14 protein-coding genes, 3 tRNA genes, 1 other RNA gene and 1 other annotated feature are annotated in these 14,064 nt (G+C 46.8%); of the genes, 3 read left to right on the top strand and 15 right to left on the bottom strand.

Going from position 1 to position 14,064, the window contains the following annotated elements:
- Positions 1 to 270 precede the first annotated feature (270 nt).
- The 6 genes from Q9R23_RS15660 to tadA all read right to left on the bottom strand — a co-directional run bounded on the left by Q9R23_RS15660 (position 271) and on the right by tadA (position 4,045).
- Positions 271 to 489 carry a YaaL family protein gene (locus Q9R23_RS15660; protein WP_050679042.1) on the bottom strand — a complete coding sequence of 73 codons (219 nt, stop codon included), beginning with the start codon at positions 487 to 489 and terminating at the stop codon, positions 271 to 273.
- The gene (gene recR, locus Q9R23_RS15655; protein WP_023469882.1) at positions 486 to 1,085 is read right to left on the bottom strand and encodes a recombination mediator RecR; all 600 of its coding nucleotides are present in this window, start codon (positions 1,083 to 1,085) and stop codon (positions 486 to 488) included. Before recR ends, Q9R23_RS15660 begins: the two co-directional genes overlap by 4 nt.
- An 18-nt stretch (positions 1,086 to 1,103) precedes the next feature.
- Positions 1,104 to 1,424, bottom strand: coding sequence for a YbaB/EbfC family nucleoid-associated protein (locus Q9R23_RS15650; RefSeq protein WP_029343040.1), 321 nt, complete (start codon positions 1,422 to 1,424; stop codon positions 1,104 to 1,106).
- Positions 1,425 to 1,442: 18 nt separating this feature from the next.
- Entirely contained in the window at positions 1,443 to 3,128 is a 1,686-nt protein-coding gene (gene dnaX / locus Q9R23_RS15645) for a DNA polymerase III subunit gamma/tau (RefSeq protein WP_311247406.1), read from the bottom strand.
- A 95-nt stretch (positions 3,129 to 3,223) separates the two neighbouring features.
- An RNA gene (ffs, locus tag Q9R23_RS15640) (signal recognition particle sRNA large type) lies at positions 3,224 to 3,490 on the bottom strand.
- 48 nt (positions 3,491 to 3,538) lie between these two features.
- Positions 3,539 to 4,045 (bottom strand): tRNA adenosine(34) deaminase TadA, encoded by a 507-nt coding sequence (gene tadA / locus Q9R23_RS15635; protein WP_035409909.1) that lies wholly within the window; start codon positions 4,043 to 4,045, stop codon positions 3,539 to 3,541.
- Between the two features lie 108 nt (positions 4,046 to 4,153).
- Between tadA and Q9R23_RS15630 the strand changes: the two genes are divergently transcribed.
- Positions 4,154 to 4,783, top strand: a complete 630-nt coding sequence (locus Q9R23_RS15630; RefSeq protein ID WP_050679045.1) for a deoxynucleoside kinase — start codon at positions 4,154 to 4,156, stop codon at positions 4,781 to 4,783.
- The gene (locus tag Q9R23_RS15625) at positions 4,780 to 5,457 is read left to right on the top strand and encodes a deoxynucleoside kinase (RefSeq protein WP_029343036.1); all 678 of its coding nucleotides are present in this window, start codon (positions 4,780 to 4,782) and stop codon (positions 5,455 to 5,457) included. Before Q9R23_RS15630 ends, Q9R23_RS15625 begins: the two co-directional genes overlap by 4 nt.
- 72 nt (positions 5,458 to 5,529) lie before the next feature.
- Here Q9R23_RS15625 and Q9R23_RS15620 read toward each other — a convergent pair whose 3' ends face one another.
- From Q9R23_RS15620 to pdxS, 8 genes are all read right to left on the bottom strand, one after another.
- Entirely contained in the window at positions 5,530 to 5,994 is a 465-nt protein-coding gene (locus tag Q9R23_RS15620; protein ID WP_311247405.1) for a DinB family protein, read from the bottom strand.
- A 102-nt stretch (positions 5,995 to 6,096) separates the two neighbouring features.
- Positions 6,097 to 6,186: transfer RNA gene (locus tag Q9R23_RS15615), tRNA-Ser, on the bottom strand.
- Positions 6,187 to 6,221: 35 nt separating this feature from the next.
- Positions 6,222 to 6,312 (bottom strand) — tRNA-Ser (locus Q9R23_RS15610).
- 39 nt (positions 6,313 to 6,351) lie between these two features.
- Positions 6,352 to 6,442: transfer RNA gene (locus Q9R23_RS15605), tRNA-Ser, on the bottom strand.
- Between the two features lie 136 nt (positions 6,443 to 6,578).
- On the bottom strand, positions 6,579 to 7,856 hold the full coding sequence (gene serS / locus Q9R23_RS15600) for a serine--tRNA ligase (RefSeq protein ID WP_050679050.1): 1,278 nt from the start codon (positions 7,854 to 7,856) through the stop codon (positions 6,579 to 6,581).
- A 61-nt stretch (positions 7,857 to 7,917) separates the two neighbouring features.
- Positions 7,918 to 8,125: a binding site (T-box leader), on the bottom strand.
- Between the two features lie 12 nt (positions 8,126 to 8,137).
- On the bottom strand, positions 8,138 to 9,373 hold the full coding sequence (locus Q9R23_RS15595) for a D-alanyl-D-alanine carboxypeptidase family protein (RefSeq protein ID WP_311247404.1): 1,236 nt from the start codon (positions 9,371 to 9,373) through the stop codon (positions 8,138 to 8,140).
- Between the two features lie 91 nt (positions 9,374 to 9,464).
- The gene (pdxT, locus tag Q9R23_RS15590) at positions 9,465 to 10,043 is read right to left on the bottom strand and encodes a pyridoxal 5'-phosphate synthase glutaminase subunit PdxT (protein ID WP_290754898.1); all 579 of its coding nucleotides are present in this window, start codon (positions 10,041 to 10,043) and stop codon (positions 9,465 to 9,467) included.
- Positions 10,037 to 10,924, bottom strand: a complete 888-nt coding sequence (gene pdxS, locus Q9R23_RS15585) for a pyridoxal 5'-phosphate synthase lyase subunit PdxS (protein WP_290754896.1) — start codon at positions 10,922 to 10,924, stop codon at positions 10,037 to 10,039. Before pdxS ends, pdxT begins: the two co-directional genes overlap by 7 nt.
- A 116-nt stretch (positions 10,925 to 11,040) precedes the next feature.
- Between pdxS and pdxR the strand changes: the two genes are divergently transcribed.
- Complete coding sequence (gene pdxR / locus Q9R23_RS15580; RefSeq protein WP_290781999.1) at positions 11,041 to 12,444, top strand: MocR-like pyridoxine biosynthesis transcription factor PdxR; 1,404 nt, start codon at positions 11,041 to 11,043, stop codon at positions 12,442 to 12,444.
- Between the two features lie 42 nt (positions 12,445 to 12,486).
- On the opposite strand, the gene guaB is transcribed toward pdxR, so the two are convergent.
- A complete protein-coding gene (gene guaB / locus Q9R23_RS15575; protein WP_214856859.1) occupies positions 12,487 to 13,953 on the bottom strand; it encodes an IMP dehydrogenase in 1,467 nt (488 codons plus the stop codon).
- Between the last annotated feature and the right edge of the window lie 111 nt (positions 13,954 to 14,064).

Below are 14,064 nucleotides of genomic sequence, written 5' to 3'. Positions count from 1 at the left end.
CTTTTGTATTCCGTAGAATACGATTTTTGCTCATCGTTCAGTTTTCAAAGTTCGTCCGCGCCTGTTTTGGCGACTCAATTAGAATACCAAGTCTGAAACAAGAAGTCAACAACTTTTTTGAAATTGTTTTTTACTTGTTTGCCGTAAGCGCTCGTCCTCTTAAGGACATGAATTAATATATCACGATAATTAGATAGGCGCAACTACTTTATTAAAATAACTTATAGTTTTTTAGAGCATGTAAAAACCGCAGACAAGAATGGCTGCGGTTTACTTCATCATCAATGAGACGCGTCTTCTTTTTGCTTCGCTTATATAGAAGAAATACAGTGATTCCGCTAACTTCATTTGTGCTTCTAAATCACCATAGTCATCATAGCTGATTTCTAGAAGATGGCGTTTCATCAAATAATCTTCTTTTGCTTTTGCTAATTCTTCTAACAAACGCTCGTCGTACTCACTGCGAATCTTCTTTCGAAACCAACTCATAGTTCGCGACGTCCCTCCATTGCACGAGATAACGTCACTTCATCTGCGTATTCAAGATCTCCCCCAACCGGAAGACCATGGGCAATCCGAGTGATCCGAATACCCGTCGGTTTTAAGAGACGCGATAGATACATCGCTGTCGCTTCTCCTTCGATGTTCGGATTGGTTGCTAAGATGACTTCCGTAATCGCTTCGTCCGCTTGAAGACGTGTCAGTAGACTAGATACATTGATATCCTCTGGACCGATTCCTTCCATTGGACTGATCGCTCCATGTAAGACATGGTACAACCCTTGGTAATCTCGCATCTTTTCCATTGCAATGACATCCCTTGAATCTTGGACGACACAGACGATCGTACGGTTTCGGTGTTTATCTGTACATACATAACAAGGATCTTGATCCGTGATATTCCCGCAGACACTACAGTAGGCAATGTCGCGCTTCGCACTGACCAATGCCTTTCCGAACATCAAGACATCGTCCTCTTCCATATCAAGAACATGAAACGCTAGACGAACTGCTGTCTTCGGACCAATCCCAGGTAGTTTCGTAAAACTTTCGATCAAACGACTAATCGCTTCAGGATATTGCAAGTGGTTTCCTCCTACGAATTAAAACATTCCCGGCAGATTCATACCTTGTGTGAATTTCCCCATTTTACTTGATACGAGTTCATCGACCTTCTTCAAAGCATCATTTGTTGCAGCTAAGACGAGATCTTGAATCATTTCAACATCATCTGGATCAACGACTTCTTCTTTAATGATGACATCTACGATATTTTTATGACCATCTGCAACGACTGAGACCATCTCTCCACCTGCTGTACCTGTTACTGTTAAGTCTTTTAGCTCTTCTTGTGCTTTTGCCATATCCTTTTGCATCTTTTGCATCTGTTTCATCATATTGTTCATGTTTCCCATTCCGCGCATCTGTATTCCTCCTCGAATTTAATCTTCGAACTCTACGATATCACCAAAACGACCAAGCGTCTCGGACAATAACTGATCGCTCTCCGATTCTTGTTTTGTTTCCTTCTCTTCTATACTACTACTATTTCGCTTAGCAACAAACTCTGCTTTCAGTTCATGCCAATCGTTTGAGAGAATCGCTAAAATTTCGCGTTTGACGCCGCATATTTCATATAATGCTTCCTCAATCACGAAACGTGTTCGTTCATTCGTCATGACCTGCTCGAAATGCCATCCTTTACCGTCATCGAATTCGATCAATAGCGTATCTGCAGAGCAGAGAACCGGTTTACTCTCATGGAGTAATGAATAGATTGGTCCATCTTCTTTTAGAATCCACTTTAGGATGCGATCCCAGCGTTCCTGAATCTCACGCAACTGAGCTTTTTCTGCTCGTTCTAACATTTGGCGAATCCGCTCTTTGGCGATTCGAACGGTTGGGCGTCCTTGTTTCCGCTTCGGCTGCGCTTGTGGTGCAACCGCTTCTTGAGCTGGAACACCATTCGACTTCCACTGATGCATCTGTTCTTTCATTTCACGGACTTCCTGTTGCAACGATTGAACGATCTGTCCCGTCGTTCGACCTTGTTCTGCAATCTGAATGAAGGCAATCTCAACCAGTACCCGCGGATGATTCGTCAATCGCATCTGTTGTTGGCAATCATGCAACTGATCAATGATCGTAAAGCATGTCTCCGCTTCAATCGATTCGACGAATTGTTTGAACTCATCCGTCGGGCGAGCACGCTCTAGCAAGTCGACAGCTGTAGGAGAGGCTTTCAATAATAAGGTGTCTCGGTAAAAGAAGACAAGATCCTCAACGAAACGTTTTAAATCTTTTCCCGCTCGTTGCATCGTCTCAAGCGTCTGTAACAACTGGTCGACTTGATGTTCATGCAAGGCACGGGCAATGTTTAGTAATGCTTCATCTTCTACTGCCCCTGTTACTTCAAGAACAGCAGCATCGTTCAAATCACCGTTTGAAAAAGCAACCGCTTGGTCGAGTAGACTCAGTGCATCACGCATGCCACCATCCGCTGCACGGGCAATCAATCGTAAGGCCGTATCCGAATACTCGATCGATTGATCTTTTAAGATATATTGCATCCGTTCTACAAGTTGATCGACTTCATGCCGCTTTACATCGAAACGTTGGCAGCGGGAGATGATCGTCGCTGGGATTTTATGTGGTTCGGTCGTTGCTAAGATGAAGATGGCGTGTGCCGGCGGTTCTTCTAGTGTTTTAAGCAGTGCATTAAAGGCGCCTGTCGACAACATGTGTACTTCATCAATGATATAGACTTTATAGGCTGCTTCTGAAGGGGGATATTTGACTTTATCCCGGATTTCCCGAATTTCATCTACGCCGTTATTGGAAGCGGCATCGATTTCGAAGACGTCTGGACTTGATCCTTCCGTGATCGCAAGACACGTGGGGCACGTATTACACGGTTCTTTGACCGGAGCATGCTCACAGTTGATCGCTTTAGCGATGATTTTGGCAAGACTCGTTTTTCCCGTTCCACGAGGACCCGAAAATAGATAGGCGTGGGACATGCGTCCCTCCATCAATGCATTTTGGATCGTACGGGTGATATGCGCTTGTCCAACGACTTCGTCGAAACGTTGCGGACGGTATACGCGGTATAGTGCTTGATAGGCCAAGTTTGCGCCTCCTCTTTTTAAGTTCCTCATTCTATTTTACCTAAAAAAGTCTACAACCGAAACCGGCTGTAGACTTGTCTTTAAAAATTAAACTGCCGCGCACCATATTCTGAAATATGTTCAACATGCGTTACTCACGCAGCCTGCTCAGTCCAAGCACCCCTGCAACACACAGAGAGCACCACTTAAGGCTGCTTCCTTCCGGACCTGACCTGGTTCATGGGTATCTGTTGCGCAGGACTCAAACGTCAACGCTACTTACGTGAGGCAGACCACACCAATCATATCCCTCGACATGGAATTCAGTCTCGCTATAGCGGATTGCGAGTGACAGGGAACCGCTACATCCCCACCTAGCACGGCAAATGGTTTATCGATTTTTAGTGGCACCTTGTTTCAGTGCTTTTTCATTATACTGTTTCATCTGGTGTGATGCAACCCATTGCCCGCTTTCGTGCTTTCTTTTTCGCACGTAGTTCCCGAAAGAACGTCGTTAGCATCTCCCCACACTCTTTTTCTAATATACCGCTCGTCAACTGTGAGACATGATTGAACCGATCGTCTTGCACCAAGTTCATCAGTGTTCCACAACATCCACCCTTCGGATCGACGGCACCAAAGATGACATGTTCGATCCGTGACAGCATGATGGCACCCGCACACATCGGACACGGTTCGAGTGTCACGTAGAGCTCACACCCTTCAAGTCGCCAGTTCCCGAGCTTTCGGCAAGCTTCCTCAATCGCGATCAACTCGGCATGTGCCGTCGCCTGTTGATCCGTTTCCCGGTGATTGTAACCCGTCGCGATGACTTCATCGTCTTTGACAATGACACATCCAATCGGAACTTCTCCGATCTGTTCTGCCTTTTTTGCTTCTTCGATCGCAAGTCGCATATAGTGTTCCTGTCGTTCCATCGATGATACTCCTCACTCTAAAAAAATTCTCCTTTTGAAACTTCAGCAAGTCGTACTTCTTTGTGCTAAAATATAAATTGCACTTTGCTGAACGGAGGGTCATTGTATATGTTCATAACGGTTGAAGGACCGATTGGTGTAGGCAAAACATCACTTGCGAACGCCATCAGTCACCATTTCTCTTTTTCTATGTTACGCGAAATCGTCGAAGAAAATCCCTTTCTTGGAAAGTTCTATGAAGATATCGAAGAATGGAGCTTCCAGACGGAAATGTTCTTCTTGTGCAATCGCTTCAAACAACTCGATGATATCGAACGTCATTACCTCAGTAAACAACGCTCTGTCGTTGCTGATTACCATATCTTTAAGAACTTGATCTTTGCACACCGCTCTCTCAAGGTAGAGCATCTTGAGAAGTACGAACAAATCTACTCGATCCTGACGACAGATATGCCGAAACCGGATGCTGTCATCTACTTGAACGCAAGCATCGACACCTTGATGAAACGTGTTGCGCTGCGCGGACGAGAAATCGAAGAAAACATGTCACGTGCCTATCTCGAACAATTAGCCGAGGATTACGAGACATTCGTCACGGAATACCAAGCCAAACATCCGGAAGTCAAAATCATCCGTTTCGACGGGGATGCACTCGACTTCGTCAAGCGGCCGGAAGATCTCGAGTACGTCTTGACGACGATCCGGAACGAATTATATGAAGGAGCGAACCACGCATGAACTTGAAGCTACGCGAACAATACAACATCCCGGCAGATGCCGTCATTACGATCGGCGGTATGGTCGGGATCGGTAAATCAACGATCACAAACGGATTAGCAGATGCCCTTGGTTTCCGGACGTCACTCGAAAAAGTCGATACGAACCCTTACTTGGATAAATTTTATCATGATTTCGAGCGTTGGAGCTTCCACCTCCAAATCTATTTCCTGGCTGAACGCTTCAAGGAGCAAAAGCGGATTTTCCAATACGGTGGTGGTTTCATCCAAGATCGTTCGATCTATGAAGATACAGGGATCTTCGCTAAGATGCATTTCGAAAAAGGAACGATGTCTCCAACGGACTATGAAACGTATTCAAGTTTATTTGACGCGATGGTCATGACACCATTCTTCCCACATCCAGATCTTTTGATCTATCTCGAAGGTTCATTCGAGCAAGTCCTTGAACGGATTCGTCTTCGCGGACGTGAGATGGAGCAACAGACTCCAATCGAATATTGGGAAGAGATGTATGAACGCTATACGAACTGGATCAACAACTTCACGATTTGCCCGGTACTCCGCTTGTCGATCGACGAATACGATTTACTGAACGAGCCAGAATCGATCGACCGGATTCTCGCGAAGATTGAAAAACAACTTGAAGTTGCGCGCATTGCCAATACACGATAAATGATCAGATCTGCCTCTTAGGCAGATCTTTTTTTGCGCAAAAAAGGAGACGCGTCTCGCATCTCCCTCCTATTAACCAATCACTTGATTGATCTGTTCCATATGGTGTAAATCATGTTGAGTCATCGCTCCGAGGAACTGACCAATCGTCAACTCTTTGTCTTTAATGACGACCTTGTCCTGCAGGCGTTCTTCCGGAATCAATTCGACTGCACGGCGCAATAAGTCACGGCTGACTAAAAACTCATCAATCGTCAAGATCCGTTGTTGCTCACGGCTCATCTTCGCTGCTTCATCATTGACGGCTTGGCTATCCGGCGCAACACGGAATGGTTCACCCGCGAGCAAGTACGGAATACGCTCTGCGACCATGAAACGATCCCATGGTGATAAGTGACCAATGATCTCAGCAACCGTCCACTTACCTTCCGCATACGATGTCCGCCATGCTTCTTCTGAAATCTGTTCTAAGTCTTTTACATATGTCATCGTCATCGCATAATGAGAAAGCAACGATTCTTTTGTTTGTTCGTTCATTTCGTCCACCTCTTCTTCGTTTTTCACGTAGGCAACCATAGCATGCACGAAGAAATCGATGCAACAAAAAAGCACCTCAGAATTGAGATGCTTCATAAAAAGCGGAGTCGGTGGGATTCGAACCCACGCGAGCCTTGCGACCCCTAACGGATTTCGAGTCCGTCCCCTTCAGCCGGACTTGGGTACGACTCCATGATTATTATTATTTTTGGGTAAAAAAAAAGAAGTGGAGGAGGCGGTGGGATTCGAACCCACGCACGGCTTTCGCCGCCTGACGGTTTTCAAGACCGTTCTCTTAAACCACTTGAGTACGCCTCCAAGCTATAAAACGTGCATGTCGTTGTCAAAAAATAAAAATGGAGGAGGCGGTGGGATTCGAACCCACGCACGGCTTTCGCCGCCTGACGGTTTTCAAGACCGTTCTCTTAAACCACTTGAGTACGCCTCCGTACTTCTTACCAGATCATGATGACCTGTCTGTTTTCCTGACATTAATTATGATAGCATCTGCCTTTTGACGTGTAAAGACCTTTTCTAAAAAAACTTTTTAAAATACAGAAAGGGGGATTATTCCCCCTTCTGACTTAAGCTTGAATCACTTCAAGACCACCCATGTATGGACGAAGCACTTCTGGAATAACAACTGATCCATCCGCTTGCTGGTAGTTCTCTAAGATTGCAGCAACTGTCCGACCGACTGCAAGGGCAGAACCGTTTAACGTGTGAACGAATTCTGGTTTTGCGTTCGCTTCGCGGCGGAAACGAATCTGTGCCCGGCGTGCTTGGAAATCTTCAAAGTTTGAACAAGAAGAGATTTCACGGTAGACGCCTTGGCTTGGCATCCAGACTTCGATGTCGTATTTCTTCGCAGCCGTGAATCCGAGATCAGCTGTACACATGCTCAATACTTGATACGGCAGTTTCAGCTTTTTCAAGACTGTCTCTGCTTGTCCCGTTAACAATTCAAGTTGCTCGTAAGATTCTTCTGGTTTGACGAAACGAACGAGTTCAACTTTATTGAATTGGTGCTGACGGATCAAACCGCGTGTATCGCGTCCGGCAGAACCAGCTTCTGAACGGAAACATTGGCTGTATGCGGCATAGCCGATCGGTAACTGATCTGCTGTTAGGATTTCTTCACGGTGCATGTTCGTCACCGGAACTTCTGCTGTCGGTACGAGGAAGTAGTTCGTCTCTTCGATCTTAAAGGCATCCTCTTCGAACTTCGGCAATTGTCCTGTTCCTGTCATAGAGTCACGGTTGACCATGAGTGGTGGCAAGATTTCTGTGTAGCCGTGCTGATCTTGATGGAGATCCATCATGAAGTTAATCAATGCCCGCTCAAGACGTGCACCCGCTCCGCGGTAAAAGACGAACCGGCTACCTGTGACCTTTCCAGCACGCTCGACATCGACGATTTTTAATTGCTCCATCAAATCCCAGTGCGGGACCGCTTCGAAATCAAACGCTGGTTTGTCACCGACTTCACGTAAGACGACGTTATCGTCTTCAGAAGAACCGACCGGTACGCTGTCATGTGGAATGTTTGGAATACCGAGGAGAAGTTGATTCAATGTCGCTTCGACATCACGTAACTCGTCGTCAAGCGTCTTGATCTCGTCCCCGACACTACGCATCGCAGCAATCGCTTCATCTGCATTCTCTTTATTGCGTTTCAGTTCAGCGATTTTTTTCGTCGCTTCATTTCGTTCTGCTTTCAACACTTCTGTCCGCGCAATCAGTTCTCGACGCTTCTCATCAAGTGCAAGGAAACGGTTCATGTCCGTCAAGTCCTCTCCTCGGTGCGCTAACTTTTCTTGAATGGCGTCAAAATCTTGGCGTAATCGTTTAATATCAATCATCTGCAATTCCTCCTTTATGTCATAAAAAAAGGCGACTCGTCTCTTTCCGGTATTCCTACCGAAAAGGGACGAATCACCTGGATCCGCGTTGCCACCCTCATTGCTAGACACATCTAGCCAACTTAAGACGCGATAACGGGCGTACCCGCACCTTGTTCGCAAGGTGTGCGATCCGGCTCGATTCAATCCATCGATCTGACTAGTTCACACCACCCACTAGCTCTCTTAACAGTATCGATACATCTACTTGGTCCGTTCATAGCATCTTTATGAGATTAGTCTTACTTTACACCATCGTCTTGGAAGTTGACAAGAGCCGATTGTTGAATCGCTTGTTCAATTTGCTTCGACCAAGCCGTCCAAGCGCGGACGAGGCGTGTCGGAACACTCGCAAGTGGAACGGCAGTTGCGCTATACAAATTCACACGCGGTGTCTCAAAACCTGGTAGATAGACCCCATCGTCCGCGACCTGTACCGTACCGACGATTTCTTGTTTCGTCACAGGAGCTGTTGTTTTTGAGAAGTCGAACCGTGGTTCCCGCGTCTTCGCTTGTTTTAAGACCGTGATGTATAACGAACCGTCCGTGACGACGTCTAACTGCCGGATAGTTGCCCCTTTTATCGGAAGAGCGTCTTTGATCCGTTCCCCTTTTCCGTAATACGTCAACGGCTCAAACGTCGCAAAACCATAGTCGAGTAGCTTTTTCGTTTCCTTGAAACGGGCTTGATCGGAATCCGTTCGCATGACGACCGTGACAAGTGTCATATTATCCCGCGTCGTTACGCTCGCGAAGCAGTAACCTGCTAAATCGGTCGTTCCTGTCTTCATCCCCCGCATGCCAGCATATGCGAATTTTTCCTTCGCCAGCATCTTATTCGAGTTATTCAAGACCTCTCCATCAAGTTTCATCTGTGTTTTATTCGTCACATCCAGTACATCCGGATAATCCTTGATGTAGCGGATGACGAGTAACGCGATATCCGTTGCCGTCATCAGATTCGTTCCTGGAAGCGTCGCATCGACAGCATCAAGTCCGGATGCATTCGCATACTCCGTGTCGTTCATTCCGAACTGTTTTGCTGTCTCATTCATCTTTTCAACGAACGTCGCTTCTGAACCGGATACCGTTTCGGCTAACATGACAGCTGCATCATTGGCTGATTTAATGAACGCCGCGTTATACATCTCACGAACCGTATATGTTTTTGCTTTAACAGGAACACGAGCGATGCCGGACGTGTTCGCAAGCTTCAACACTTTTGCACTCGGTTTGATTTTTTGATCCCACGTCAGCTTTTTTAATTCGATTTGTCGTCGAACGAGATAAAGCGTCATCAGCTTTGTCATCGAAGCCGGTGGTAAAGAAACATCCGCTTCCGATTGAAGGAGGATTTTTCCTGTGACCGCATCGGCCATTATGTAAGACTCTGCTTGAATCGAAGGTGCCGCTTGTCCAGTTGTAGGAAAACCTACGACCAGCAGGACACTTAAACAGAGTAGCAAGATTCGTTTCATCGTGTCTCTCCTTCACTCAATCATTCATTTTACAAATAGTGTAGCACAAAAGAAGCACCTGACAGTAGAACCTGTCAGATGCTTCCACACTTTATGAACGGACGGACTGCCGCTGTTTGATTTTTTGTAAAAAATAACGGTGCAAACGATCATCCTCTGTCAATTCAGGGTGGAACGAGCACGCGAGGTGTAATGATGTCTCGACGGCAACGATCTGATCTTCGACTTTCGCAATCACGCGTGTTCCTTCCCCGACAGACAGAATCAATGGCGCTCGAATGAATACTGCCTCGATTGGTTCCTCAATTCCTTCAACCGGTAGCAATCCTTCAAATGAATCAATTTGTCGACCGAAAGCATTTCGACGGACCGTCATCGAAATTGCGTTGAGATGGCTCTGACCTGCTTCGACAGCGGTTGCGAGTAGAATCATTCCGGCACATGTCCCGAACATCGGTAGCGTCGTCGCTTTTTCCCGAAGCGGTTCCAGCAATTCATAACGTTCGATCAATCGACGCATCGCGGTCGATTCGCCTCCTGGTAAGACGAGTCCATCCAGCCCTGCAAGATCACTCGCTTGTTTGACTAGAACGACATCGACACCAAGACCTTCCAGCTGCTGTTGATGTTCACGGACTGCACCTTGAACATCCAGAATACCAATTACCATCCGCGTGTCGCCATCCGTTCCTCAAACGGCATCGAAGTGACATCGATTCCCTTCATCGCTGTTCCGAGCCCTTTGGATAAAGAGGCGATCCGTTCAAAATCATCTTTGTACGTCACGGCTTCGACAATCGCCCGAGCCACACGTTCTGGGTGTTCTGATTTAAAGATCCCCGATCCGACGAAGACACCATCTGCCCCTAAATGCATCATGAGAGCGGCATCAGCTGGTGTCGCAACTCCCCCGGCTGCAAAATTGACGACCGGTAGACGTCCCTGTGTCCGAATATCACGTAATACTTCGTACGGCGCACCCCATTCTTTCGCAAATGTCATCAATTCATCTGGACTGACATGCAAAATCTGATTCAACTGCGCTTGAATTTGTCGCATATGGCGAACGGCTTCGACGACGTTCCCGGTTCCAGGCTCGCCTTTCGTCCGAATCATCGCCGCTCCTTCGGCAATCCGGCGAGCGGCTTCCCCAAGATCGCGTGCGCCACAGACGAACGGTACGGTGAACTCCGATTTCAGTAAATGATATTGCTCGTCTGCCGGAGTCAGTACCTCGCTCTCATCGATGAAATCGACCCCCATCGATTCAAGGACACGCGCTTCGACGATATGACCAATCCGGCATTTTGCCATGACGGGGATCGAGACTGCTCCAAGTACCTCTTCCGTGACCAACGGATCTGCCATCCGTGCCACACCTCCGTCACGACGAATATCTGACGGGACACGTTCGAGTGCCATGACTGCGACAGCTCCTGCTGCTTCCGCAATCTTTGCTTGTTCCGCATTGACGACATCCATGATGACGCCACCCTTTTGCATTTCAGCCATTCCACGTTTGACACGATCCGTACCTTGTTGACGTTCCATATCCATTCCCCCTTGGTTGACTTTCACCCCTTTAGTATACGGAACGTTGACACTTTTAAAAGTATCAGTTTATGATGATTTCAACAGGTCAGTTTATTATGAAGGAGTCATACGAGATGGACATGCTATCGTTTCAACTTACACGCGATCAAGAGAAACCACTTTATGAACAACTTTATCAACAGATTCGAAACGAAATCATCGTCGGGCGTTTAGCCTACGGCACAAAATTGCCTTCTAAACGAAAGCTCGGTCAATTCTTGAACTTAAGTCAAACGACGATTGAACTTGCTTACCAACAACTTGTCGCAGAAGGATATGTCGAATCCATCTCGCGCAAAGGATACTTCGTGCTTGCCTATGAGGAACTCGCTTACGTCAAAACCTCACCCGTCATCGAACCGCGTGTGACTAAAGAAAAACCGGTCATCACGTATGACTTTCATCCAAGTAAGATTGAAGGGATCTCTTTCCCGTTCACCCGTTGGCGAAAGTATGCCAAAGACATCATCGATACTGATCACCATCCACTCGTCTCGCTCGGTCATCCGCAAGGCGATCTAACGTTGCGCGAAGAGATTGCGACCTATCTCTATCACTCACGTGGTGTCGTCTGTTCTCCGGAACAGATCGTCGTCGGTTCAGGTATCGAGCAACTGTTGCCCATCGTTCTTTTCTTACTAGGACGAAACGTCACGTATGGCATCGAGGATCCCGGTTATCATACGACACGCCTCTTGCTTGAAAATCATGAACGAATGATTGAACCGATTCGTGTCGATGCGAATGGATTACGCATCGATCAACTGCAGGAATCAAATGTCGATGTCATGTATGTCACACCGGCACATCAGTTTCCGTCCGGTAGCATCCTGTCCGTCAATCGAAGACACCAGTTGTTGAACTGGGCGGCGATGGATCCGACCCGTTTTATCATCGAAGACGACTACGATAGCGAATTCCGCTATAGTGGTAAATCGATCCCGTCTCTGCACAACATGGACAGCAATCGTGTCATTTATATGAGTACCTTCTCAAAATCGCTCATGCCTTCACTACGGATCGGTTATATGGTCTTACCGGAAGTCTTACGCGCACAGTATCAAGCCGAATTATCCCATTATACCTGTAGTGTCTCGCGCTTTGATCAAACGATCTTGACACGTTTCATGAAAGAGGGCGACTTTGAACGACATCTCAATCGGATGCGTAAAGTCTATCGTCGTAAACTAGATGTGCTGATCCAATCGCTTCGTCGGATCCCTGCTTTACGGTTGACTGGCGAAAGTGCTGGACTCCATGTTGTCGTTTCCGTAGCGAACGGAATGACGGAGCAAGAGCTAGTAAAGCGGGCACAACAACAAGGCATCCAAGTATACGGTCTCTCTCAATATGCCCAGTTACCGCTTCTCTCCAATACGCCTCAAATCGTTCTTGGATTTGCGAGTCTCTCTGAGCATGAGTTGACGGAAGGATTACAATTATTGATAGACGCATGGAATCTGCATAGATCATCATAAAAAAAGCCTCGCCTTTCTGCTAGAGAAAGACGAGGCTTTTGTTTATTGACGTGTGTAGTTAGAGGCTTCTTTGGTAATTTGAATATCGTGCGGATGGCTTTCTTGCAAACCAGCGCCCGTCATACGGATGAACTGTGTCTCTTCACGCAATTCTTCTAACGTCGCAGCACCACAGTATCCCATACCTGAACGAATACCACCGACGAGTTGGTACACTGAGTCACCGAGTTTACCACGGTAAGCGACCCTTCCTTCGATTCCTTCTGGAACGAACTTCTTGTCTGCTTCTTGGAAGTAACGGTCTTGGCTACCGCGTTTCATCGATGCTTCAGAACCCATACCACGGTACGTCTTGAATTGACGTCCTTGATAGATCTCCATCTCACCTGGGCTCTCTTCTACTCCTGCAAGCAAGCTTCCGAGCATGACAGCGTGACCACCAGCAGCAAGTGCTTTCACGATATCCCCAGAGTACTTAATGCCACCGTCAGCGATAATCGAAACGCCGTGTTTTCGTGCTTCTGTCGCACAATCGAAGACGGCTGTGATTTGTGGTACACCGACACCTGCGACAACACGTGTCGTACAAATCGAACCAGGTCCAATACCGACTTTAATGACAGAAGCACCGGCTTCAATCAAATCGCGTGTTGCTTCTGCAGTCGCAACGTTGCCTGCAATGATTGGTAAGTTTGGATATTCTTCACGTAATTCACGTACCTTGACGAGAACACCTTCTGAGTGACCGTGAGCTGTATCGACGACGAGTGCATCAACACCTGCATCGACCAGGAACTTCGCACGTGTTGAAGCGTCTTTCGTCACACCGACAGCTGCTGCGACAAGTAAACGACCGAATTGATCTTTCGCAGCATGTGGATACTGTTCGACTTTTTCGATATCTTTTGTCGTGATTAATCCTTTTAACACACCGTTCTCATCAACGAGTGGTAACTTTTCGATGCGATGCTTATGGAGAATCTGTTCTGCTTCTGCGAGGGACGTACCAACTTTTGCTGTCACGAGTTCTTCTGTTGTCATTACTGTTTCAATGACGGTCGAATAATCCTTAACGAAACGAAGATCACGGTTCGTCAAAATCCCTACTAATTTACGCTCTGTTTCGTTGTTAACGATCGGAACACCTGAGATGCGATATTTACTCATTAAATACTCAGCATCGTAGACTTGACGCTCTGGCGTTAAATAGAACGGATTCGTGATGACACCATTTTCAGAACGTTTGACGCGATCGACATGTTCTGCTTGTTCTTCCATTGACATGTTCTTATGAATAACACCAAGACCACCTTGGCGTGCCATTGCGATTGCCATCGGAGCTTCTGTGACTGTATCCATCCCAGCACTGATCAACGGAATATTAAGTGTGATCCCTTCACATAGCGTGACAGATAAATCAACGTCGCGCGGTAAGACACTCGAACGACGGGGTACGAGTAAGACGTCATCAAACGTCAAACCCTCTTTAGCAAATTTGTTCTCCCACATGTTATCCACTCGCTTTCTCTTTTATAAAAGAATATTGATGTTATGGTAACAAGCAGAGGGTGTCATGTCAATGACTCGACCAATAATCAGAACAGTCTGAAGTTTCACATA

It is taken from the genome of Exiguobacterium sp. BRG2, from assembly GCF_031844245.1.
Lineage (GTDB): Bacteria > Bacillota > Bacilli > Exiguobacteriales > Exiguobacteriaceae > Exiguobacterium_A.
Note: the sequence above shows the minus strand (reverse complement) of the source record. Positions and strands in the feature narration are given on the sequence as shown.